Source organism: Neobacillus cucumis, from assembly GCF_002860255.1.
Classification (GTDB): Bacteria; Bacillota; Bacilli; order Bacillales; family Cytobacillaceae; genus Neobacillus; species Neobacillus cucumis_A.
Window position 1 is genome coordinate 112,815 of sequence record NZ_PGVE01000042.1, and the last position, 23,394, is coordinate 136,208.

The following is a 23,394-nucleotide window of genomic DNA, read 5'->3' on the forward strand; positions in this document are numbered from 1 at the left end:
GGGAACTCTTATGACTCTGATCGCAATTATAGGGGGTGGTCCTGCTGGATATGTGGCTGCAATTACTGCAGCCCAGCAGGGGCATGAAGTGACAATAATAGACCAGGGACCGCTTGGAGGCACATGTTTAAATGAGGGGTGCATGCCTACTAAAGCCCTCTTAGAAAGTGCTGGAGTGTACAATAAATTTCAACATGCGAGTGAGTTTGGGATTCGTCTGCCCTCCGGCAGCATTGAGATTGATTGGAATGCCGTCCAGGGTCGTAAAAACAAAATTGTTTCGACGCTGGTACAAGGAATCCAATTTTTAATGAGGAAAAATAAAGTGAAGGTAGTAAAGGGATCGGCATCTTTCCAAACGAGCCGGGTTTTACAGATTGAACATAATGGGAAACAAGAAGAGATAACGGCAGACAAAGTGATTATCGCTGCAGGCTCTGAACCAATTCAACTGCCATTTGCATCATTTGACGGCGATTGGATCATCCATAGTGGTCAGGCGATGTCGCTTCAGTCCATTCCTTCCTCATTACTTATTATCGGCGGAGGTGTAATCGGCTGCGAGTTTGCTAGTATTTTTAGCAGATTGGGAACAAAAGTCACCATTGTTGAAATGGCGGATCAGCTGTTGCCGGGAGAAGATAAGGCTGTAGCTGCGATCTTACATAAGGAGCTTGAAAACGACGGTGTAACGATCTATCCTTCTACCAGACTAAAAGATTTGAATAAGGATCAGAAGAAGGCGTTATTTGAAAACGACAAAGGTCTCCATGAGCTTGAGTCAGATTTGGTCCTCGTTTCGATTGGCCGTAAGCCAAGGGTGAATAGCTTGGGTCTTGAGAACATCGGCATTGATTTTTCAAGACAAGGAATTCTAGTAAATGAGCAAATGCAAACAAACATCCCGAATATCTATGCCTGTGGAGACGTCATCGGCGGGATTCAATTGGCCCATGTGGCTTTCCATGAGGGAACAGTTGCCGCCTTAAACGCTTGCGGGGTAGATACACAGGTAAATTATCGTGCTGTGCCCCGCTGTATTTATACCTCACCTGAGATTGCCAGCGTAGGTTTAACGGAAAAGGAGGCCATCGACCAATATGGTGACATACGAGTTGGGGAGTTTCCGTTCTCCGCAAACGGGAAGGCGTTAATTTCCAATGAACGAGTTGGAAAGGTAAAGGTGTTTGTTGAACCAGAGTATGGGGAAATCGTTGGGGTTTCGATTGTTGGGCCACATGCCACCGAACTGATTGGACAAGGTACCGTCATGCTCCATGCGGAGTTGACAACGGACAGTATGGAACAATTTATTGCCGCCCACCCTAGTCTTTCTGAGGCAATCCAAGAAGCCTTATTTAGTGCCGTTGGACATGCTGTTCATGTTTAAGAAAAGGAACAAGAACCAAATTAAGATACTAGTAAATCCTTCATTATAATTATTCTATTAAATTATCAGGCTACGCGTCTAATACGCGTAGCTTTTTTGAATTTTCTATATAATGACAATCGTTTGATTGAAAGCGCATTCCTAGTTTTGTATAATTAGAATTGTACGTTTATCCACCACGTTTTGACGGATTTCTTCTAATACTCCTTTTTTTCTTCGTAAAATTTACAACAAGTAATCTATCTCAAATCAATGTAGAAAATATTTCTTATGATTAGGGGAGGTTGTATGAATACTACTTTTTATTTTGATGCTTGGAAACGATTTGTTAAAGAAGGAATTCTTGATTCAGCACGTTTGAACAAACGAATTTCGGAATCCTGGCACCGCTGTAAAAAAGAAATGGTAAACCCTTATTTAAATAAAGGCCTGGATTTATTATCAAAAGAAGAACTAGATGCCAAAAAAGAAAAGAATTCTCTGCTGATCGAAATAGCCTCCCCTTATATAAAAAAGATGGATCAGGCAATAAAAGATTCTGGAATGATGGCACTTTTGGTCGATCCGGATGGATATGTTCTATCATTAACAGGAAACAAACAAACCTTATCCGATGCTAGAAAAATTAATTTTGTTGAAGGGGTGCGCTGGACTGAGGCTGAGGTCGGTACAAATGCAATTGGGACAGCGTTACAAACAAAAGAAGCGGTTACTATTAATGGGGCTGAACATTACTCCGTCGCTTCCCATCAATGGAGCTGTTCCGCCACACCTATTTTTCATGAAAATGGAAACCTAATGGGTGTAATTGATGTTTCATGCCCAGTTAACTATTCTCACCCCTTTATGCTTGGAATGGTCACATCGATTTCTTATGCAATTGAAAAAGATATCAGCAAGCAGGCCTATTTGGAAGAAATGACACTTTTCCAGCAAGCAGGCCCCCTGGCAGAGACCTATCAAAACCAGCTCTTCCTGGTATGTAATCAAAAACAAATGATCATATCCGCTAGTAAACCGCTTCGTGAAGGGTTCCCTCAATCGATCGGAATGAACCTGTACGAACTATTACATAACGGATACAAAATTGATGCTGAAATGCCTTTTCATTCGAAGGAAAACAACAGGATCATCGGAAGCTGCTTTTTCCTTTCAAAAGTGCTTACTCATCGTAAAAATGTATCTTTTCAAGCACAAAGTCATGCAAAACCCTTTATCTTTAAAGGAGAGTGTGGAACGAGTGAGGTTTTTCAAAATACGTTAGCCAAAGTTAAGCTTGTAGCTCCAACAGATACCACCGTGTTTATTTCAGGTGAAACCGGTTCAGGAAAAGAGCTAATTGCTCGAGCCATTCATGACAACAGCCCCCGAAAGGATGGTCCATTTATTTCGTTAAATTGCGGAGCGATTCCGAAAGAACTTATGGAAAGTGAGCTTTTTGGCTATGTCGAGGGGGCTTTTACCGGGGCAAGACGGCAAGGCTATAAAGGAAAATTTGAACAGGCTCAAAAGGGGACGATCTTTCTTGATGAGATAGGTGAAATCCCGCATTCTATGCAGGTGGCCTTATTGCGTGTGCTTCAGGAAAAGAAAGTATCTCCGATTGGGAGTACGAAGGAAATCCCATTGAATGTCCGTATTATTACAGCAACCCACCGTGATATTACGAATCTTGTAGAAGATGGGATTTTTCGGGAAGACCTCTATTATCGCTTGAACGTTTATCCAATTGACGTTCCTCCACTTAGAAAAAGAAAAGAAGATATCCCGTACCTCGTCAGGTATTTCTGTAAAAGAAATGGATGGAACCTCCCGAATATGGATGATCTATCTTCAAGATTGAAAGATTATGAATGGCCAGGAAACATAAGAGAATTAATAAACGTCTTAGAGCGGCTGTACATTATGTCTCTTGATGAACAGTCAAGTCAGCATATATTTTTTAATAGCTTTGAATCTTTAATAATTAGACATCCATCCAGTACTTCATCAAATGGGCAGGAAAATAAGGAAAAGGCTGAAAAAACGTTAAATGCCCGAGAAAAAATACAAAAGGACTTAATGCTGGATGCATTAAAAAAGACAAAAGGAAATGTAACTGCTGCCGCAAAATTACTGGAAATCCCAAGGAGTACTTTTTATAAAAGGCTCCAAAAGTTTGGAATGTAAGTTTGACATTGTCCAATCTCTTAATTAAGAATTAAATGAATTAGTTTAAAAATAGCACACAGATTGTTCGATGGTAGGGACTATTTTTATCTTTCTATTGATTGTGTTTATTGTAGGACCGGTTGCTTTACTTTTGTGGTTAAATATTTTAGCAAAGAAACCACAGAATTCGATTATCAGAGCACACCCTTATTTGGGATGGATGCGCTACTTATTAGAAAAGATTGGCCCGGAATTTAGGCAATATTGGTTTGATGATGACAATGGTGGCAAACCATTTTCACGAACCGATTTTTTAGGGATTGTTTTTTCTGCCAAATATCGAAGTGATCTTTTAAGCTTTGGTTCCAAACGTGACTTTGAAAGGTCTGGGTATTATATTGCAAATGGTATGTTTCCCTTATTAAAGAAGAATTAAGAGTTGATAATCAAGAAAAAGTCCACTCAATGAAATATAAAATTGATCATGAAGGATTATTTACTCGTTACGAACAGCTGGAAAAGGACCAAACAACACGTTGGCTTTATCATGAGGAAGAGACCATAGTCGTTGGGGGGACCCGGAAATTTCCATGGAGACTTCGCGGTCCGTTTGGTGCCTATGCTACATCTTACGGAGCAGTCGGCGAAAACTATATTCTTTCAACAGGTCATGGCAGCCAAATGGCAGGGGGTTCATGGATTAATACGGGGGAGGGCGGAGTTGCACCAGAGCATTTAGAAAGTGGTGTAGATGTAGTCGCTCAAATTGGCCCTGGTTTATTTGGTTTTCGCGATGATGAGGGGAATTTTACTATTGATGAATTTAAGTCTAAAGCCCAGGAACTGAATATAAAAGCATTTGAGCTTAAATTCGGCCAAGGAGCAAAAATCCGTGGAGGACATCTGGAGGGTTCGAAGGTAACAACGAAAGTAGCAAACATTCGTAAGGTACTGGTCGGGAAGACCATTAATTCACCAAATCGCTTTCCCTTTTTGCATAATGCGCTCGAAACGTGACAGTTTATCAAAATGCTGCAAGATGCAGGTGGAAAACATATGGCTCTTCAATGCCATACTGATAAATGCCCTACCGGGGTAACGACCACTAATCCCAAATATCAAGAAGCACTTGTGCCAGAGGAAAAGAAATGGCGAGTCATGAACTATATCATTAATGTACGTCAAGGTTTGTTTGCCTTAGCTGCGGCTTGTGGCATTGATAGCCCCCGTAAATTCACTCGTGTTCACATTGTATTTAAAGATGTCGATGGAAAAATAATAAGGTTATCAGAACTGTTTCCAATTCCTGAATCTTCGAATGAATTATTTAAAAGATCTTTATAGTTTAATAGAAATGAACAGAATAATGTGGATGACTTGTCCTTATAATATGGCAATAACGCAATAAAAGCATGGTGGTTTTTGGAAATCGTTCAAAGCCACCATTTTTTATAAAATTATTAAAATTATTAAAATTATTAAAATTTACTCACTTTATTGTGTATGTCTAATTGACGAATCCTAGCTCATATATGTAAAATACATATATAGTAATTTCGTGAAATATATTCAGAACCAAGATTATTGAACTCTACATACCTCCGTTTCATAGGAGGAAAAAATAGAGAATTTAACAAAGGACATGAGGAGGAATGAAGATGGCACAAAAGGTAATGGAACCAAAAGAAGAAGTTCAAAAAAAGGAAGATAAGAAAGTGGAAGTTACAATAGTAGAGGGGCCAAAAGTTGAGTTTCAAGAAGTAGAGCAGCAACAAGCAGCAAGCTATGTTTCAGACTCATTTATTGAAACATTTTGGGATCAATTGGAAGGTGCAATATCTCGTAATAGAGAATATAGAGCACAAGGCCAAGAACTTTTCTTAAAAGCTATAAATGAAACAACAAAGTTCAATGGAGTATACCGCGAAACTGTTAAGGGTCTTTTTGAGCAAGCGACAAAATTTAATATCGATTTGCAGAATGGCTTAATCCAAAACTCTATTTTTAAAATAAATGACTCTACTCAAGAATTAACTGAATCTTTAATAGGTCAGGTAACCGAGGTAGCTACTAAATTAGAGGAGCTTTATTCAACTCCAATTAACACTGCCTTTGACTTAATGGAAAGATCAGAGAAACTTGTTGAACAAAATAGAGAGTCATTCATTGAGTCTACAAATGAAGCATGGAACGCTTGGGAAGCTATCACAGACAACTATTTAAAACAAACTAGAAAAATTCATCAAAATTTTGCTCATCGATTAGAAGATAGCATGCGTATACTTGTTGCTCAAAATAAATAATGTACAAATTTAAAGAAAAACACATTCTAAAGTACAAGATCACTTTTAATTAAGAAATATTCTATATCGTACAAAAAAAAGCAGCTATACCTTACTGGCACGCTGCCATCCGCATGGTGAGTTTGGGCCAATTTAGTGGGTTTAGAATAAAAATGGTTACGTTACATTAGACTGTATGGTGTTTCTACACCTGCAGTCTTTTTTAGTGGTGGAAAATTTCCTCTCTATTCACGATACAATTGTTTTTATGACTGATACAAAAATTTATCACACCTACTCCTTGTTTATAAGGACTTTTTCTGAATCCATTAGACACTTGATACATTACCTTATCAGTATGTATTTTATAACAAAACTCCACTAATCTATAAATACCGTAGAAATAGCAGAAATCCAATCCATTTTTAGGGAAGTCTTGTTGGCGCAATATTTGAAATATTTAGATTAAGGGAGCATCACTTTTGTAAGGAGTATAAAAGAAAATAATCCTAGTTGACACATTGGATTAATGTGATTATTATAAGGTAATAGATACATAATATTCCAAAAAGTAATTTAAACTAATGAGCTTAGCTTATCAGTCAACTGAAGGCTGCTTCCATTCTAAATGGGAGCAGTCTTTTTTATTAAGTGTTAAGAGGGGGCAAAAAGCATGCAGGACTTATTTGTAAAAAATAGCAAGCAACGTAAGTGGCTTGAACGGCTGTACCCAATAGAAGCGGATTTTAAAGCAACAGCCTCGCAAATTGACAAGGAGGGCAGCTTCCCTAGAGAGAATATCCAGGCGTTAAGAAAAATCGGCTATACCAAATTGACCTTACCAGAGGAATTTGGCGGGGAAGGATTTTCTCTATATGATACCATTCTCTTACAAGAAAAACTGGGAAGCTATGATGGCAGCACCGCGCTATCGATTGGATGGACATTAATGACAGTTGGAGAATTATTTGAAAATCGGTATTGGGATCCAGAAAAGTTAGCCTATTTTGCTGAAGAAGTGAACAATGGGGCCATCATTAACCGAGCAGTAAGCGAAATGGCTACAGGCAGTCCCATTCGCGGGGGCCGGCCCGAAACAAGTGCTAAGTGGGTAGCTGGCAAATGGGTGATCAATGGGCGGAAGAGCTATACAACCTGCTCACCGGAACTGGATTATTTTTTAACTTCTGCTTGGGTCGAAGAAAAAGAAACGGTAGGCTTTTTCCTAATTCCAAAAGAAGCGGAAGGACTAACCATCGAGGAAAATTGGAATGTAATCGCGATGCGTGGTACCGGCAGCCATGATTTAATATTAGAAAACGTGGTAGTGGATGAGTCAGACTTAGTCGAAATTCCCAGTAATCATACAGGGTTTAAACTGAATGGCTGGGGACTGCTGATTCCTGCGACCTATTTAGGGATCGCCCAGGCGGCCAGGGACAATGCGCTCGAATTTGCCAATACCCATTCGCCCAATAGTATTAATGGCCCAATCGCTCAGCTGCCGAACGTGCAAGCGTTATTAGGCGAAATGGACTTGGAATTATACAAAGCAAGATTTGCCCTATATAGTACGGCAGAGGCTTACATTGATGTGTATCGTCAACGGGAGATCACAAATGAAGCATTTGTAGCCAAACATATTGTGACCAACTCTGCGATTACAGTGGTAGATAAAGCGATGCGATTAGTCGGGGCAAAAAGCTTACAGCTGACCAATCCACTGCAGCGTTATTACCGAGATGTCCGAGCGGGCCTGCATAATCCGCCAATGGATGATCTAACCATTTTAAAATTAGCTCTAACAGCTATTCAACAATATGAATCTAAGGGAGGAAAAGACAATGAAAATGAATAAGTTTTTTAAAATCGCCGTTACAGGAATCGCTTTAGCAACCTTCATCGCAGGTTGCGGCTCAACGGCCACAACTGGGGCAAAATCGGAAGCGGGAGCTGCTAAGAAAGAAGTCAGAAAGGTAAAAGTAGCGTTTGATCAAGGCGGTAAACCAATCGGATACCTAGATGAAAAGGGTAATCCAACCGGATATGAAATTGAAGTCATGAAATTAGTGGATAAGGCATTGCCAGAATATGAATTCGAATATGTGCCAACATCCAGTGAAGACTTATTGGTAGGTGTGCAGCAAGGCAAATATCAAGTAGGGGTAAAAAATGCCTGGTTCACAGAGGAAAGAACGAAGAGTTATATCTTTCCGAAAGAATTCCTCGGACTCAGCGGTGTTGGCATTTTGTTAAAAAAGAAAAACGAAAATATAAAAGACTTATCAGACTTTGCTAAAGCAAAGCTTTCGTTAGCACCTATTGCGGCAAGTAATGCTCAATATACCATTGTGGATGAATATAACCAAGCCAATCCAGATAATAAAGTTAAACTGAAAGCCGGAGATGCATTCTCAGTGGATGTCGTTCAATGGGTAAATGAAGGACGTGTAGATGGAGGCATTTATTTGGGAGCAACGTATGAAAAGCAAGTTCTTGCAAAGGATGGTCCTTATCATAATTTAGCAAATGACCTTGTTTATAATGAGTTTGCGGTTGTCAAAACGTGGCCATTATTCAATAAAAAAGAACAAGAATTTGCAGATGCCTATGATCAAGCCATCAAGAAAATAAAAGAGGAAAAGAAGACAAACAAACTGATGGTTAAGTTCTATAATACTGATTTATTTAAATTATTGGATACTGTAAAAAGGTAACCATCAAAAAAGAGGTGGAATATGCAAACGTATTTTGATAGTACCTACATTTGGGGAGCATTGCCACAACTTCTTTCGTTTTTACACGTAACCTTTATGGTTGTAGGTCAATCGGTTTTGTTCGGTACGATTCTAGGATTTATCTTAGCCGTATTGAAACTCGGAACGAGTACGGCTGCCAGAAAAATCGCCAATGGGTATACCACCATTTTAAGGTGTACCCCCTCTATTGTTCTTTTATTTCTAGTTTATTATGGGCTTCCGGCAATAGCCAATAACTTTGGTGCAGAGCTGAATCATCTTTCCACTTCGATTTATGTTGTAATTACCTTTTCGCTGCAATTTGGAGCCATCATGTCTGAGGTGATGAGGACGGCCTATGAAGCAGTTGACAGGGGACAATATGAGGCAGCGGTTAGTGTCGGGCTTAGTCCTGTCCAGGCATTTCGGAGAATTGTGTTGCCGCAAGCATTTGTTGTCGCATTGCCAAATTTCGGCAACAGCCTCCTTGAATTAATGAAAGAAGGATCATTAGCCTATACTATTGGGTTGGTTGATATTATGGGGAAAGCAAGCCTTATTATTTCAAATAACTATAATTCTCATTCGTTAGAAATTTATCTTGCCTTATCTCTTATATACTGGATTTTATCCATTTTGATTGAACAGATCTTTTCAAAGGTAGAAAAGATTTTTAGTAAAGGTAAACTGGTTATAAAAACGACATAGGGGGTGACAGCATGTCGGTCGGAATGGATGTTACATTTTTAGTAAAAACCTTTTTTGTTGCCTTATCTGGAGTGCCTATAGCCTTACTCATTACGATTGTCTCCTTACTCATTGCTCTGCCTTCAGGATTTTTGCTCGCCTTATCGAGGATTAATCGAATTCCAGTGATAAGCCAGTTGGCACGAGTCTATGTTTCGTTTGTGAGAGGGACTCCTATCATTGTTCAAATTTTTATTATATTTACAAGTGTTCCTTTACTTTTGGCTCCCATATTTGAGAAGTATCATGTTAAAACGAGTATCTACGATATCAATCCGATTTGGTATGCATTTATTGTTTTCTCTTTGAATACAACGGCTATTTTAATAGAAGTATTTCGTTCTGCTATTAGCACGGTCAGTAAGGGGCAGCTGGAAGCAGCTTATTCCGTTGGGTTGAACAATGTGCAAGCCTTTAGAAGAATACTCATTCCACAAATATTAGTGGTGGCATTGCCCAATATTTGTACAGCAACGGTCAATCTCATTAAAGCTACCTCTTTGGGTTATGCTTTGTCATTGAGAGAGATTACGTTAAAAGCGCAAGTGGCAGCGAATGTTGGCTACAATTTTATTGAAGCATATATCGATATCTTTCTTGTCTATCTCCTTTTATGCAGCTTGGTGGAAACCTTATTTAAGCTGTATGAAAAACGGTTAAGGAAGTATAAAACAGCCGCTGCCTAAGATCATGATTGGAGGCAAAGTCATGTTAGAGATTAAAAATATCCACAAGTCCTTTGGTAAGAACGAAATTTTAAAAGGAGTAGATTTACAGATTGATAGGGGGGATGTGGTTGTCATTCTTGGCCCGAGTGGCTCTGGTAAGACCACATTGCTTCGGTGCATTAACTTTCTTGAACGAGCCGATCAGGGGAAAGCCATTTTTGGTGATATTCATGTAAACCTTAAATCAGCAACAAAAAAACAAATACATCAAATCAGGCAAAAAATTGCTTTTGTGTTTCAGAATTATAATCTGTTTACGAATAAAACAGTATTAGAGAATGTGACAGAAGGTCTTATCATTGGAAGAAAGGTTCCGAAAGCAGAAGCCAATGAACTGGGTCGACAGTCCTTGGCGAAGGTCGGATTGGCAGATAAATTGAATTCCTACCCTAGTGAATTGTCTGGAGGGCAGCAGCAGCGGGTTGGTATTGCAAGAGCGATTGCGTTAAATCCAGATATTATTTTATTTGATGAACCAACATCTGCACTGGATCCAGAATTAGTCGGTGAAGTCTTAACCGTCATGAAAAATATTGCAAAAGAAGGAACAACCATGTTAGTGGTGACGCATGAAATGTCTTTTGCAAAGGATGTAGCCAACCGAGTCATTTTTATGGATGGTGGTGTGATCGTAGAAGAGAATTCCCCAAAGGAAATTTTCTCAAGACCAAAAGAAGAAAGAACGCAGCATTTCTTAAGGCGGGTTATACCTGAGGATTTTATTTATAATATTTAATGAATGAGAAACCTCTAGAAATGGAGGTTTTTCTTCAATGCTCTCATAATAATGTCTTGTAACTGCTATCATTTTGGCGGCTGTTTTTAAATCGCTAACAACCAAGTTTGTTCATTAAGAATGTAAAGCTAATTGGGTAGAGTTAACTTTACAGAAGCATTCATAATCCTGCAATAATATACTATAAGCCATTTAATTTAGAGATGTATAATTCTATGAGATTACCTTGAAAGGAGTTTTCCTCATGAATATTACATTTTTTTTACTTTACTGTATTATTGTTACCTTTACACCAGGACCTATTAATATCGTCATATTTGTGAAGTTTAAATTAAAAAACACGAAAAGGAAGAAAATAATAGAACAGCTATTATAGCCTCCTTTTTATGTAAAAATCAGAATGAAAAAGAAGTATTAAAAGGGGACTTTTCAGGTGTAATACTTTAAATTCTTTGCACTTTCTTTGACTAATGGGACATTCGTTAAAGATGATCGAGACCAACATAGATGTTGGTCCTATTTTTTATTTACTTATGGAACCATTGAATGGTTTTTATTTTTATCATTATTTACTAGCCAATTCTTTGAGCAGTAGAATATGTGGGATCCCATCTTCCATAAAGATAGTAGATGAAGTACGATAACCAAGTTTTTTATAAAAACCTTCTGCCTGTGTTTGCCCATGTAATTTAACTTGTGAGGCTCCCAGTTCTTCCGCGATTTCTTCTAACGCTTTTATAATGATTCTTCCAAGACCAAATTTACGGTAAGGTTCGAGGATCCTTAAATCTTCATCGATCGTTGCTCTTTTTGCAATCATTTTTATCAGTCCTTTTAATATAATTGTCTATCATCTTTTTTTGTTGCAAATGCAACAAAGTTAGTTTAAATTTAATCTATATCATTTTTATTGCATTTGCAACAAAAATACATTCTAAGGAGTTAATGATGAAGGAAATTCTTCGTGAAATTGGAATGATATCAAGGGCTTTAGATTCTATAAGTAATATAGAATTTAAAGAATATGACCTTACAAAAGGGCAGTATTTGTACCTGGTGCGAATATGTGAAAACCCAGGGATCATTCAAGAAAAGATAGCTGAGCTGATAAAAGTAGATCGAACAACAGCCTCGCGTGCGATTAAAAAGCTTGAATTGAATGGTTTTATTGAAAAGAAAGACGATCAACAGAACAAAAAAATAAAGAAGCTCTTTCCAACTGAGAAAGGGAAAAATGTTTATCCTTTTATTAAAAGAGAAAATGATTATTCCAATATTGTAGCATTAGACGGATTTTCCGAAAGAGAAGTAGAAACCATTTTCAATCTTCTTCAAAGAGTAAGAAAAAATATTGAAAAAGATTGGGAATTTGTAAAAAAGGGAAACAAGAGAAATTATTGATTATATAAAGGAGCGACATATTTAAATGACTATAAATATAAAACAGTGTAACCTTGGGGATTTAAGTAAACTTCAAGAAATTAGTTATGAAACATTTAAAGAGACATTTAAAGATCAGAATTCACCCGAAAATATGAATGCCTATTTGGAAAGGGCATTTAACTTAAAACAATTAGAAAAAGAATTATCCAATATTTCTACACAATTCTTTTTTGTTTATTTTCATAATGAAGTCGCTGGATATTTAAAAGTCAATACCAATGATGCTCAGTCTGAAGAAATGGGTAATGAGTCACTTGAGATTGAGAGGATTTATATAAAGAACCAATTTCAAAAACATGGGCTTGGTAAATATCTGTTTAATAAAGCTATGGAAATTGCGATGGAACGTAATAAAAAGAAAATCTGGCTAGGCGTATGGGAAAAAAATGAAAATGCAATTGCTTTTTATAAGAAAATGGGATTTGTTCAAACTGGAGCCCACTCTTTTTATATGGGAGATGAAGAACAAACGGACTTTATAATGACTAAAACATTCATATAACTTTTTTTGAAAGGTGGAATCATTATGTATATTCCTAAGCATTTTAAAATCAATGATGAAGGCATGATTTATGATTTTATGGAAAAGTATAGCTTTGCAACTTTATTTTCACAGCATAAGGGAGAACCCTGCGCTACTCATCTTCCACTGATTTTAAATAAATCTGATAATGCTTTATATGGTCATTTTGCCCGTCCAAACGAACAATGGAAGGATGCTGAAAACCAACAAGTTCTTGTGATTTTTCAAGGTCCACATTGTTATATTTCTCCTTCTTGGTACGAAACAATGAAGGCTGTGCCTACCTGGAATTATGTGTCTATCCATGTATATGGAAAGCTCGAGATAATCGAAAATCAAAAAGTAATATTTGATTCTTTAAATGACATGATAAAAAAATATGAAAGTCCGGCCAGTCCATACAATTTAATTGATGTAGACCCGAGTTTTATTGAAGGCATGAGTAAAGGAATTGTAGCATTCAGAATAATCATCACCAAAATGGAAGCAAAAGCTAAATTAAGTCAAAATCATCCTGTGGAACGACAAGAGTTAATTATTAAGCAACTAGAAAACACTTCCCACCAAGATAATTTACAGGTTGCTGATCTAATGAAAAAAAATCTAGAAAGATAGTACCCACATAATCTTTGGGATAAATAGTTCTTCCAAGTAATTTATCCCAAAGACTCACACAAAAAGTGGATGGAACAGGCCCCTAATGCGAATGACAGGAAAATCAAGACCAAACATGAGTACGTTGGTCTTTTTATTATCATTTTTTCATCTCACGTTTAAGCCTTGTAATTTTTTGCTGAATTTTTATTAAATTTTCTTCGGTATCACGAATTTTGTTTCCAATCGAATAAATCATAGGATTTCCTTTACCAAGGAATTATCCCATTTTTGTTCAGAATTTTACCATTATAATTTGTTTCGCTTAAGGCGTATTTAACAATGATTTGTGCACCTTCCGCAGTTGTTTTCCCGCCTGGTGCATTGCCATTAAGGTCGGTAGTAGTAAAACCAGGTGTCACACCTAATATTTCAGGACCGTTCGTATTAAATTCTTTACCAAAGGCTAATGTTAAAGAATTTACAGCGGTTTTTGATGAATTATAGCCTAGTATATTAAGGGGTCCAGCTTCACCATTGTCAAACATTGTTTGTGAAGCCATATCGGTAGTGACGTTTACAATTTTTCCACCCTGAGAGTTTTTTACTAGTGGTAAAAATGTTTGGATCATCTGAAATGTTCCAAAGAAGTTAACATCAAATTCTTTACGAAGCGTTTCTATATTTAATTCACTAGGCAGAATACCGAAATCGAGTGCAATTCCGGCGTTATTTATTAACAAATCTAAGTGATGCGTAACTTCAAGGATTTTATTTTTTGAATTTTGAATTGAGTGTGTATCTGAAATGTCAACTTGAACAAATGAAACATTCGAAAAGCCTAAAGATTGTACAGCTTTTTGTCCGAGTTCTTCATTGCGGGCTCCTAAAAATACGTGATAATTTTTTTCTGCCAGTTGACGGACAATTTCATACCCAATACCTTTATTAGCACCTGTTACTAAAGCGTATTTTGTCATACTTTATTCCTCCAAAATTTATTTAAATGAGATACATACAAAAAGATACAACCTGAACCTAAGTTGAGGTCAAGGTATTTTTTTAGGTAAACGATAAAATTCTTTTTACCGTGAAATATTCATATTTAAACAAGTCAAATTTCCTGTTATACGATATCTAAAAAATTGGTCCCCCCTAAAAGAGGATTCCAGGCTTGATTAAGCTCATACTAATATCCCATAATTTCCGGGCAGAATCCTGGTCATTTGCAGTTTCAGTAGTTTCTGTTTCTTTGCAGTTAACAAAGAATTTACCGCTAACGCCTAGAACATCAGGGGAGGAAGCAAGATAGACTGGTGTGAGTGCACCTTTTTTGGGATTAGCTGAGAACGTTTTGAATATCGTCCGTAGGATCCAGGGCATGTCATGCATAAGATTAGAGCGGATAATTCCTGGATGCAGGCTGTTAACGGTAACACACCTTCCATCAAGCCTCTTTGAAAATTCCTTAGTAAATAAAATTAAACCTAATTTAGTAGGACCTACTGCTCTGAAAAAAGCATAATTTTGTTTGGTCATAAGGTCATCAAAGTTCATATTAATTCCGTTGTGCTTGGAAGCTACATTAATAATTCTTCCTTCACCACTTGCTTCAAGTGACTCAAGTAGGAGGTGGGAAAGGATAAAATGAGATAAATAGTTTGTGGCAAACGTGGTTTCAATTCCATCTTCAGTTTCAGAACGTTTTGCTAAAAAAACTGCTGCATTATTGATTAGAACATCTAACTTGTTATACTTTTTCTTAAAAAGATCCGCTGCTTTTTTGACTGAACGCTGAGATGATAAATCAGCAAGAAGGAGATCTACTTGGGTATTACCTGTTTCTTCAATAATATCAGAAATTGCTTTTTTGCCTCGTTCTTCATTTCTGCATAATAGAACAATTGTTGCTCCTTTTTTAGCTAATTCTATGGCTGTTGCTTTACCAATCCCTGAGTTGCCTCCAGTAATTAAACAAATTTTCCCCTTCATCGATTTCTCCCCTTCACCAAGCAATTCAATATTATTTTTTTTCAATCTTTCCAAACGTATTTCCATGGATGGCATTTAAAACAGATTCAGATGTAAGAAAATCATGTGGGAATCCCAGGTCAATTTTGCTAGCTTCATTTAATTGGGTAAGATGTGTTTCTGAAAGTCGGAAAGCCAAACTTCCAAGATTGTCTTTTATTTGTTCTTCTCGTTTGGCACCAATTAGCGGAATGACGGTCCCAGCTTGTTGACGGACCCAGTTTATTGCAACTTGGGCAGGGGAAACTGCTAGTTCTTTTGCGATTTCTTCCACAACTGCAGCAATAGCCCGGTTGCGTTCATTTAAACGTGCACTTTGAGGAGATAATCTCCCTTTTTCAGCTGAAGGATTACTGTATTTTCCCGTTAGTGCACCCCCAGCCATTGGTGCCCATGCAGTAACCCCAATATCTAAAGTGCGTGCCATTGGTAATAAATCTCTTTCTGGAGTCCGCTGCAACAAATTGTACTCCACTTGCAAGCCGATAAACGGAGTCCAACCACGGAGTGTGGCCAGCATATTGGATTGTGAAACAATCCATGCAGGAGTATCCGATATTCCAACATAAAGGACTTTTCCGGAACGAACTAAATCGTCAAGTGCACGCATCACTTCTTCGACTGGTGTCATGAAATCCCAAGCATGAAGCCAAAGTAAATCAATATAATCAGTCTTAAGCTGTTTTAGGCTCTTTTCAACGGATTGAACGAGATTTTTTCGATGGTTGCCGCCGGCGTTTGGATCATGGGGACGAGTGTTCAGTGTATATTTAGTCGCAACGACAAACTGTTCACGCTTTTCACGAATAAATTCCCCAACATATTTTTCACTTGTTCCATTCGTATAATTAACAGCCGTATCAATAAAATTCCCGCCAGCTTCAACAAAAGCATTGAAGATTTTTTGACTATCTTCCTTAGAAGCACCAAATCCCCAGTCTTCCCCAAACGTCATTGTACCTAAAGCTAATTCAGATACTCGTAAGCCGCTTCTACCTAACAATTTATAGTTCATTACAAGACCTCTTTTCTAATAGTTATTTTTTAGATGACGTACCAGCTCTTCAGCACTTTCTCGGACTTGTTCGTCAGTTAAAAAGCGTACTCCCTGCACCGTAAAAGTGGGCAAGAACCGCATGCCGGTCAAGTTCGCTGTTGCCTGGAAGGGTTTGGTTAGTTCGCTTATGCTAAAATGATTGTATCCGCCAGCTTGATAGGCTGCTTCAGGTCCGCCTGTTGAAATGGCTAACACAAACTCTTTGCCACGCAATTTTGTTCCTTCTGACCCATAAGCCCAGCCGTAAGTAAGAACCAAATCCTGCCATTGTTTTAATAAAGCGGGTGAACTGTACCAGTAGAATGGGAATTGCAAAACGATTCGATCATGCTCCAATAGAAGCTCCTGTTCTTTTTCCACATCAATCTCAAATGTAGGGTAATGTGCATATAGATTATGGACCGTAACATTTTCCTCTTGTTGAAGACGGTTCATCCACGTTCTATTTACCTTCGATTGTTCCAAGTTTGGATGGGCTACTATAACTAATGTTTTCATTTTGATCACCTTTCAATTGGTTGTATACGTAAAAAAATCATTAAAAGGTATTTCAGTAGAAGAAATACCTTTATTTAAATAGTTTAATTAAGCCTCTATATGGATGGCTGAAGAACGTGATTTACATAGGCTTTTGCATTTTCTTCAAGTTGTTCATCTGTGACATGCATCACACCATTCAGTACAAATAACGGCATAAAACGGGTACCTATGAGGTTGCTTGTTTGTTGTAAAGGAGTGGTTAAAGTCTCCATGGTAAAATGATTATAGCCAGTAGGCTGATAGGAATCTTCTGGTCCAAAGGTTGAAATCGCAAGACCTAGTTCTTTACCGTGAAGCTTGTCACCGCCTTCGCCATATGCCCAGCCGTAGGAGAGCACTTCATCCTGCCATTGTTTTAACAAAGAAGGCGTGCTGTACCAGTAGAATGGAAATTGAAGAATAATACGGTCATGTGATTCTAATAGGCTTTGTTCATGTGCTACATTTATTTTTCCGTCTGAATACGCTTGATAAAGAGTATGAATCGTAATTTCTTCGTGTTTTTTCAATTCCTGCATCCAAGTGCGGTTAATTCGAGATTGCTCCAAATTAGGGTGCGTAATAATTACAAGAGTTTTCATTAGTAAGTCTCCTTTGTTTTTTTTTCTCTTTTCTAGTTTTGATTACACATATTGTGTACAGTAAAGAATTTTTACATTTGTACATACAAATTAAGTTGCAAAAAAAATTTTACATTTCTTCATACATAATTTCTGTTTCAGTTTGATTTTCGTACATTCTATAAAATGTATTCGCAATATTTTTAGGTGAGAAATAGGTTCCTTCTTGTACAAACCCTTTAATCGTTAATGTTCCAACATAAATTCCTTTAGGACTCAGTTCTTGGTGCAAGCTGTATGCTAAATTGCGAATACCTGCTTTTCCAATAGCTAATGAAGCATAGTCAGCGTAGGGGTGAAGAGCTAATCCTCCGCCCGTTAATAAAATGGTTCCCTTTTCCATATGGGGAATCACTTCTTTCACACTGATAAGAGCTCCAGCTACACTGGTTTTAAAATCTTCCACTAGATGATCCACGCTTAATGTTGTTGGTTTGCCTGGTCTTCCTGCAGCAGCATTGTATAAGAGTACATCAATTTTTCCATACGTTTTTATTACCGCATCAATGGCTGTTTTTAAAGATTCTACTGAAGAGACATCCCCAGGAAATCCTTTTGCTGCAATCCCATCTTCTTTAAGTTCATTTTCATATTTCTGTAATGACTCCATGCTGCGTGAAATTAGGGCAACTTTAAAGCCCTCTTTTCCGAATTTCCTTGCTGTATATAAGCTAATCCCTGGTCCTGCACCGACAATTAGCAATATCTTTTCTGACATAACAAAAACCTCCTGTCTTATTTGTATATGCAAATGAAAGGGTAAAAAAATTATAGCTCTCTTTCTAGCTTATTGCTTGCTTCGTGAAGCATTTTACTTAAATCTTTACTGAACTCGCGTCCTAAGACTTCCGAATAGCTGGTAAACAATTCTTTTAAAGAAAGCCGAAACTGATGGTACACTTTTTCTCCTTCTTCAGTTAAAGAAATAAGGGTTTGTTTTCCATCCATTTTTCTGATTACCAGTTTTAATTTTTCAAGTTTATCAATAAACCTTGTACTGGTGGAAGGAGCAATAGATAACTTGTGGCATAGTTCCTTCTGTGTGATTTCCGGATGGAACTTCACAATCATAATCATGTAAAGGTAGGAGGGAGCAAGGTCACTAAAATCAAATGTTTTTTCGGCTAATTTTGTAATGTTACGAGCAAACCGGCTGGCTGTAAAGTAGAGACAATGAATTAATACCTGTTCTTCTTCGTTCATTTTTAATCAAATCCTTTTATTCATTTGCATATACAAATTAACACGAAATTACATTAAGGTCAACTAAATCATATTTCTTGTTTCTATCAGAAACAGTATATATATAAACTTTGTTCCAAAACAATATTATATTCCATTCAATTTTAAAACCTCCATAAAAATTAGGAACGGTCTAACTATATATTTATATGGTAATCTAAATATTGAATTTATCATATTTTTGTAAGATCAAAAGTAAATAAGGTGGGTAAGAAAATGGATGAGCAGGACTGGACAATCTTAAAGGTGCTTTACGAAAAAAAGAATATTACAAAAACGGCTGAGAGCTTATATCTATCCCAACCATCATTAACGAAAAAAATTCAACAAATAGAGAAGGAATATCAAGTAGTAATAGTCAAAAGAGGAACAAAAGGTGTTCACTTTACGCCCCAAGGAGAATATTTAGTTCAATGTGCGGATGAAATGCTGTATCGTCTCCAACAGATTAAAGATACAGTATCTAATATGGATGACGAGGTTAGCGGAACCTTACGATTAGGAGTTTCTAATTACATAACAAGGCATAAGCTGCCACATCTTTTAAAGCTTTTTCGTGAACAGTTCCCAAAAGTAAATTACAAAGTTACAACGGGATGGAGCAGGGATGTATTTAATCTGGTCTATAATGGGGATGTTCATATTAGTATGGTCCGAGGAGACTATCAGTGGTCAGATTCAAAAATACTACTCTTTGAAGAAAATCTCTGTGTAACCTCATTAGAGAAAATTGAACTTTGTGACCTGCCATCACTACCGAGAATCGAATATGAAACAGATGCTTTACTAAAGACCATGATTGATAATTGGTGGAGTGGAGAATTTTCAAAGCCGCCTTTTATCGGCATGGAAGTGGATAAAGCCGATACTTGCAAAGAAATGGTATTGAACGGTTTGGGATACGGAATACTTCCAAGTGTTCTTGTTCAGGAACATCAAAGCCTTAATCGGATCATTCTAAAAGATAGAAAAGGGAATCCCATTATAAGAAGAACTTGGATGTTGTATCATGAAAAATCTCTTGAGATCAAAGCAGTTAAAGAATTTATTGAATTTGTGAAAAAATTGGATTTTCAATCTACTATTTAGGAAAGCGTGGGCAGCTGCTCAGGCTTTTTTTACATGTTTCCATCAGGAAATGTTGTCATTCCTTTTTTGAATGATGGTCGATAGTTTAATTGTATTTCAACTATTTGGAATTTGTTTATAAAATGAATTTATGAGGAGGGAGAGTAATTGGAGGACCAATCAATGAGTCTAATTACATTTTTAATGGAGCACGAAGGGAAAGATTTCGATGCAATATTAAAGGATGAGATAGAAGGAGCCGTGGGATTTTAGTTTTATGAGCTACATTAAGAGGGCAAAAATTCATATTCGAGCCAGGAGAATTACCATTATCGAATCTAAAACGGGTAAATATTTTTGCTTACCGATTAGCGGCATTAAACAGATCTACGACGAAAGCTGTGGACAGTATGATATAGCAATAACCATAAAATATCACAATGGCTATTGCATCTTCATCCAAATATTTGAACCAAATAGAGATAATATAGAAACTACTAATATATAAATTTAAAGTATACATAACAATAATTTTTCCAAAATGGAGAGGACTATTTTATGGACGTTTTATTTCATATTACTTTGAATGTTATTTTACCCATTTTTGCTCTTATTGGAGCTGGTGCATTTCTTCATCGAAAGTTTAAATTAGACATGAATACCTTATCTAAATTAACCTCCTATTTGTTAATGCCTGCTGTGAGTTTTACCAATGTATATCAGAGTAAAATAAGAGGAGATACGCTCCTGCAGATTCTTAGTTTTCTTGTCATACAAAATCTTTGTTTAATGTTAGTCAGTGCTGGGATATCAAAAATGGCGAAATTTGAGAACAGTCTTTCATCTACCTTTAAAAACAGTGTTGTACTAAGTAATTCGGGGAACTTTGGATTACCTGTCAGCCAGGTGGTTTTTCAAAATAATCCTCTTGGTCTTTCCATACAAGTTGTGGTCATGGTTTTTCAAAATCTCCTCACCTATACATATGGACTATTTAATTCTGTTTCTGTTGATAAGGCATCAATCCAATCGATCAAAGCATTTTTGAAAAATCCAGTTATTTACGCTTTTTTATTTGGAGTCTTTCTCCATGCCGTTTCAATAAGAATTCCAGAATACATTTGGACCCCTATTAAAAATACTTCAAACGCATTTATAGCGATCGCACTTATTACACTTGGTGCACAAAGTGCTTTCCTAAAAATAAGCAGTTTTTCGCTGCCATTGGTTCTAAGCCTGATAGGCCGGTTAATTCTTTCACCATGTATTGCATTCATCATTATTTTAACATTAAAGCTGGACGGTACTACTGCTCAGTCATTGCTCATTGCGAGTTCTTTTCCAACTTCAAGAAATAGTTCGCTGTTTGCACTGGAATATGGAAATCATCCTGAATATGCTGCACAAGCAGTTTTATTTTCAACAGTATTTAGCATGATGACAGTAACCACAGTTATTTTTTCTGCTCATATGTTATTTTCTTAAAAAGTTTATTTTTTTAATTCATACTTTACAGATAGGAATTATAGGGTTATAATTAAATTAATCTAATAAACGAATATAAAAGTTGTTGTATCCAAGGAAAAGTTTTTGTAAAACAAAGGAGTGTTTCTGATGAGAAATAATGATGAAAAAAAGCGACAAAAACTTATCAATAAATTAATTTTTTTAAACGTATATAACAAAGAAGATCAAAAGCTTTATGAGCTGCCATTATCAAAATTAGAAAATGAGTATAGAAGATTTAAATTACAAAATCATCCACATGGTGAGTTTGGGTCTATACAGTGGGTATAAAATAAATATGGTTTCGTTACATTTGACTGTACCGCTGGCATGAACATACATTGTTCATGCTTTTTTATTAACATAAAAAGGCTTGAGACATAAAATAAACAAAAGATTACGAACTTTTTTACCGAATTAACCTTGATAGGGGATATATTGGGGGGATTATGATGAATATTAAGGATAGCATTCTAAATAAGGAAGGGCGGAAGTTTCCAGGGGCGACCTATTCAGAGGTAGTATTGGCACCTGCTTATGAGCACGCAAAGCAATCCTTACTAGAGCCCATGCTGGCAGTCCATAAAGCCCACCTTATCATGCTGGTGGAACAAGGGTTGCTGCAGGAGAGTACGGCTTCCCAAATCCTAGCGGGTATTTGCGCTATTGATAAGGAAGCCATTCTTCAATCCACCTATGATGGACAGTATGAGGATCTCTTTTTCCTTGTAGAAAGTCAAATAATGAATGTTGCCGGAGAAATGGGTGGAAGTTTGCACCTTGCCAGAAGCAGGAACGATATGGGGGTTGCCATGTACAGGATGGTTCTTAGGGATAAGATTCTCCTAGCCATCGAAGCGCTGCTTTCCTTTCAAGAAACACTTTTGAGCGTGATTGACACCTATAAGGAAACTATTTTCCTTGGGTATACTCATACGCAGCAGGCCCAGCCGATGACGTTCTCCCACTATCTACTAGGAATGTACGATGTCGTGGATCGTGACTTAAAAAGATTGAAGGCAGCCTATGATACATGCAATGCCAGTCCTCTCGGCGCGGCTGCCCTCACTACGACCGGATTTCGTATTGACCGAAACAAAGTCGCTGAGTTATTAGGATTCCCCATAATCATCAAGAGTGCCTATGATTCGATTGGCGGTGCCGATTATTTAGGGGAAATTGCCACAGCAATTCAATTAACCTTTATTAATCTCGGCCGTTTTTCACAAGACCTTCTCTTATGGTCCAGCCAGGAATTTTCAGCGATTCGTGTAGCAGACCCTTATGTTCAGACGAGTTCCATTATGCCGCAAAAAAGAAATCCTGTTTCGTTAGAGCATATTCGTGCCTTAAGCTCCAGTGGAATTGGAAATGCCCAAACCGTACTTCAAATGTTACATAACACACCATACGGTGATATAAACGATACGGAGGATGATCTTCAGCCGTATTTATGGAAGGGACTGCACCTTATTAATCAAGTTTTTCGGTTAACAAAAGTGGTGGTTGGAACACTTGAAGTAAATGAAGCACTGTTAAAAAGAAGGGCTCAAGAAAGCTTTGCGACGATAACGGAATTAGCCGACACCCTGTTTAGGGAAGCAAACATCCCGTTCCGAACCTCTCATTCCATAGCCAGCCAGGTGGTGAAAATTGCCTTGGCAAGAGGACTGAATGCTACTCATGTCACATCTGTACTCGTAGATGAAGCGGCAAAAGTAGTAGTCGGATATCCGTTGAATTTACCGGAGGAGATCATTCGCACAGCAATGGACCCAGAACACTTTGTTAAGATTCGGTCGCTTCCTGGCGGACCAGCACCAGAGGAAATGAAACGGGCGATTGTAGAAAGAGAAGCTAGTCTACTCCACCATATTTCTTTAATCCAAACTGAGGTTAATAGAATCAAAGTTTGTATGGGAAAACTTGATCAATTAACAAGCCATTGGGGTACAACGAATGGAAAAGATAAAAATACTGGAAATTCATGAAAGCAAC

25 protein-coding genes and 2 pseudogenes are annotated in these 23,394 nt (G+C 37.3%); 19 read left to right on the forward strand and 8 right to left on the reverse strand.

Annotation, left to right across the window (positions count from 1 at the left end; translation table 11 throughout):
- Nucleotides 1-10: 10 nt before the first annotated feature.
- From lpdA to CVD27_RS28720, 11 genes and pseudogenes are all read left to right on the forward strand, one after another.
- Nucleotides 11-1,390: a dihydrolipoyl dehydrogenase gene (lpdA, locus tag CVD27_RS11205; RefSeq protein WP_101647992.1), complete on the forward strand. Its 1,380-nt coding sequence runs from the start codon at nt 11-13 to the stop codon at nt 1,388-1,390.
- 288 nt (nt 1,391-1,678) lie between these two features.
- The gene (locus CVD27_RS11210) at nt 1,679-3,559 is read left to right on the forward strand and encodes a sigma-54-dependent Fis family transcriptional regulator (protein WP_101647993.1); all 1,881 of its coding nucleotides are present in this window, start codon (nt 1,679-1,681) and stop codon (nt 3,557-3,559) included.
- Between the two features lie 70 nt (nt 3,560-3,629).
- Nucleotides 3,630-4,885 (forward strand): annotated as a pseudogene (locus CVD27_RS11215) (glutamate synthase-related protein).
- A 314-nt stretch (nt 4,886-5,199) separates the two neighbouring features.
- Nucleotides 5,200-5,844, forward strand: coding sequence for a hypothetical protein (locus CVD27_RS11220; protein ID WP_180960230.1), 645 nt, complete (start codon nt 5,200-5,202; stop codon nt 5,842-5,844).
- A 652-nt stretch (nt 5,845-6,496) separates the two neighbouring features.
- Nucleotides 6,497-7,681 carry an acyl-CoA dehydrogenase family protein gene (locus CVD27_RS11225; RefSeq protein ID WP_101647995.1) on the forward strand — a complete coding sequence of 395 codons (1,185 nt, stop codon included), beginning with the start codon at nt 6,497-6,499 and terminating at the stop codon, nt 7,679-7,681.
- Complete coding sequence (locus tag CVD27_RS11230) at nt 7,668-8,540, forward strand: transporter substrate-binding domain-containing protein (protein WP_101647996.1); 873 nt, start codon at nt 7,668-7,670, stop codon at nt 8,538-8,540. Before CVD27_RS11225 ends, CVD27_RS11230 begins: the two co-directional genes overlap by 14 nt.
- Before the next feature lie 21 nt (nt 8,541-8,561).
- Nucleotides 8,562-9,269 carry an amino acid ABC transporter permease gene (locus tag CVD27_RS11235; protein ID WP_101647997.1) on the forward strand — a complete coding sequence of 236 codons (708 nt, stop codon included), beginning with the start codon at nt 8,562-8,564 and terminating at the stop codon, nt 9,267-9,269.
- 11 nt (nt 9,270-9,280) lie between these two features.
- Nucleotides 9,281-9,994, forward strand: a complete 714-nt coding sequence (locus CVD27_RS11240) for an amino acid ABC transporter permease (protein WP_257984332.1) — start codon at nt 9,281-9,283, stop codon at nt 9,992-9,994.
- A gap of 22 nt (nt 9,995-10,016) precedes the next feature.
- Nucleotides 10,017-10,772 carry an amino acid ABC transporter ATP-binding protein gene (locus tag CVD27_RS11245; RefSeq protein ID WP_101647998.1) on the forward strand — a complete coding sequence of 252 codons (756 nt, stop codon included), beginning with the start codon at nt 10,017-10,019 and terminating at the stop codon, nt 10,770-10,772.
- Nucleotides 10,773-11,016: 244 nt separating this feature from the next.
- Nucleotides 11,017-11,148 carry a hypothetical protein gene (locus tag CVD27_RS28715; protein ID WP_257984339.1) on the forward strand — a complete coding sequence of 44 codons (132 nt, stop codon included), beginning with the start codon at nt 11,017-11,019 and terminating at the stop codon, nt 11,146-11,148.
- A pseudogene (locus CVD27_RS28720) lies at nt 11,121-11,219 on the forward strand (enoyl-CoA hydratase); the annotation flags it as partial. The gene CVD27_RS28715 and the pseudogene CVD27_RS28720, both read left to right, overlap by 28 nt.
- Nucleotides 11,220-11,337: 118 nt before the next feature.
- Here the strand turns inward: CVD27_RS28720 and CVD27_RS11260 are convergent.
- Nucleotides 11,338-11,592, reverse strand: coding sequence for a GNAT family N-acetyltransferase (locus CVD27_RS11260; RefSeq protein WP_257984333.1), 255 nt, complete (start codon nt 11,590-11,592; stop codon nt 11,338-11,340).
- A gap of 128 nt (nt 11,593-11,720) precedes the next feature.
- Between CVD27_RS11260 and CVD27_RS11265 the strand changes: the two genes are divergently transcribed.
- The 3 genes from CVD27_RS11265 to CVD27_RS11275 are packed head-to-tail and all read left to right on the forward strand — an operon-like array spanning nt 11,721 to nt 13,353.
- Nucleotides 11,721-12,173: a MarR family winged helix-turn-helix transcriptional regulator gene (locus tag CVD27_RS11265; protein WP_101647999.1), complete on the forward strand. Its 453-nt coding sequence runs from the start codon at nt 11,721-11,723 to the stop codon at nt 12,171-12,173.
- Nucleotides 12,174-12,198: 25 nt separating this feature from the next.
- Complete coding sequence (locus CVD27_RS11270) at nt 12,199-12,717, forward strand: GNAT family N-acetyltransferase (protein ID WP_101648000.1); 519 nt, start codon at nt 12,199-12,201, stop codon at nt 12,715-12,717.
- Between the two features lie 24 nt (nt 12,718-12,741).
- Nucleotides 12,742-13,353 carry an FMN-binding negative transcriptional regulator gene (locus CVD27_RS11275; protein ID WP_101648001.1) on the forward strand — a complete coding sequence of 204 codons (612 nt, stop codon included), beginning with the start codon at nt 12,742-12,744 and terminating at the stop codon, nt 13,351-13,353.
- Between the two features lie 248 nt (nt 13,354-13,601).
- Here the strand turns inward: CVD27_RS11275 and CVD27_RS11280 are convergent, their stop codons facing one another.
- The 7 genes from CVD27_RS11280 to CVD27_RS11310 all read right to left on the reverse strand — a co-directional run bounded on the left by CVD27_RS11280 (nt 13,602) and on the right by CVD27_RS11310 (nt 18,783).
- Nucleotides 13,602-14,312 carry an SDR family NAD(P)-dependent oxidoreductase gene (locus tag CVD27_RS11280; RefSeq protein WP_101648002.1) on the reverse strand — a complete coding sequence of 237 codons (711 nt, stop codon included), beginning with the start codon at nt 14,310-14,312 and terminating at the stop codon, nt 13,602-13,604.
- Between the two features lie 175 nt (nt 14,313-14,487).
- Complete coding sequence (locus CVD27_RS11285; protein WP_180960231.1) at nt 14,488-15,369, reverse strand: SDR family oxidoreductase; 882 nt, start codon at nt 15,367-15,369, stop codon at nt 14,488-14,490.
- Nucleotides 15,356-16,378: an aldo/keto reductase gene (locus CVD27_RS11290; RefSeq protein WP_101648004.1), complete on the reverse strand. Its 1,023-nt coding sequence runs from the start codon at nt 16,376-16,378 to the stop codon at nt 15,356-15,358. Before CVD27_RS11290 ends, CVD27_RS11285 begins: the two co-directional genes overlap by 14 nt.
- A gap of 15 nt (nt 16,379-16,393) precedes the next feature.
- On the reverse strand, nt 16,394-16,918 hold the full coding sequence (locus tag CVD27_RS11295) for an NAD(P)H-dependent oxidoreductase (protein ID WP_101648005.1): 525 nt from the start codon (nt 16,916-16,918) through the stop codon (nt 16,394-16,396).
- Nucleotides 16,919-17,013: 95 nt separating this feature from the next.
- A complete protein-coding gene (locus tag CVD27_RS11300; RefSeq protein WP_101648006.1) occupies nt 17,014-17,541 on the reverse strand; it encodes an NAD(P)H-dependent oxidoreductase in 528 nt (175 codons plus the stop codon).
- Between the two features lie 109 nt (nt 17,542-17,650).
- Nucleotides 17,651-18,298: an SDR family oxidoreductase gene (locus CVD27_RS11305; protein WP_101648007.1), complete on the reverse strand. Its 648-nt coding sequence runs from the start codon at nt 18,296-18,298 to the stop codon at nt 17,651-17,653.
- 50 nt (nt 18,299-18,348) lie between these two features.
- Nucleotides 18,349-18,783, reverse strand: coding sequence for a MarR family winged helix-turn-helix transcriptional regulator (locus CVD27_RS11310; protein WP_101648008.1), 435 nt, complete (start codon nt 18,781-18,783; stop codon nt 18,349-18,351).
- 255 nt (nt 18,784-19,038) lie between these two features.
- On the opposite strand from CVD27_RS11310, the gene CVD27_RS11315 reads away from it, so the two are divergent.
- The 5 genes from CVD27_RS11315 (at nt 19,039) to argH (ending at nt 23,387) form a co-directional block, all read left to right on the forward strand.
- Nucleotides 19,039-19,911, forward strand: a complete 873-nt coding sequence (locus tag CVD27_RS11315) for a LysR family transcriptional regulator (protein ID WP_101648009.1) — start codon at nt 19,039-19,041, stop codon at nt 19,909-19,911.
- A gap of 256 nt (nt 19,912-20,167) precedes the next feature.
- On the forward strand, nt 20,168-20,398 hold the full coding sequence (locus CVD27_RS28035; RefSeq protein WP_180960232.1) for a hypothetical protein: 231 nt from the start codon (nt 20,168-20,170) through the stop codon (nt 20,396-20,398).
- Nucleotides 20,399-20,448: 50 nt separating this feature from the next.
- Nucleotides 20,449-21,375: an AEC family transporter gene (locus CVD27_RS11320; protein ID WP_101648010.1), complete on the forward strand. Its 927-nt coding sequence runs from the start codon at nt 20,449-20,451 to the stop codon at nt 21,373-21,375.
- 129 nt (nt 21,376-21,504) lie between these two features.
- A complete protein-coding gene (locus CVD27_RS11325; protein ID WP_101648011.1) occupies nt 21,505-21,687 on the forward strand; it encodes a Fur-regulated basic protein FbpA in 183 nt (60 codons plus the stop codon).
- 161 nt (nt 21,688-21,848) lie between these two features.
- Nucleotides 21,849-23,387, forward strand: a complete 1,539-nt coding sequence (gene argH / locus CVD27_RS11330) for an argininosuccinate lyase (RefSeq protein ID WP_257984334.1) — start codon at nt 21,849-21,851, stop codon at nt 23,385-23,387.
- Nucleotides 23,388-23,394: the final 7 nt, after the last annotated feature.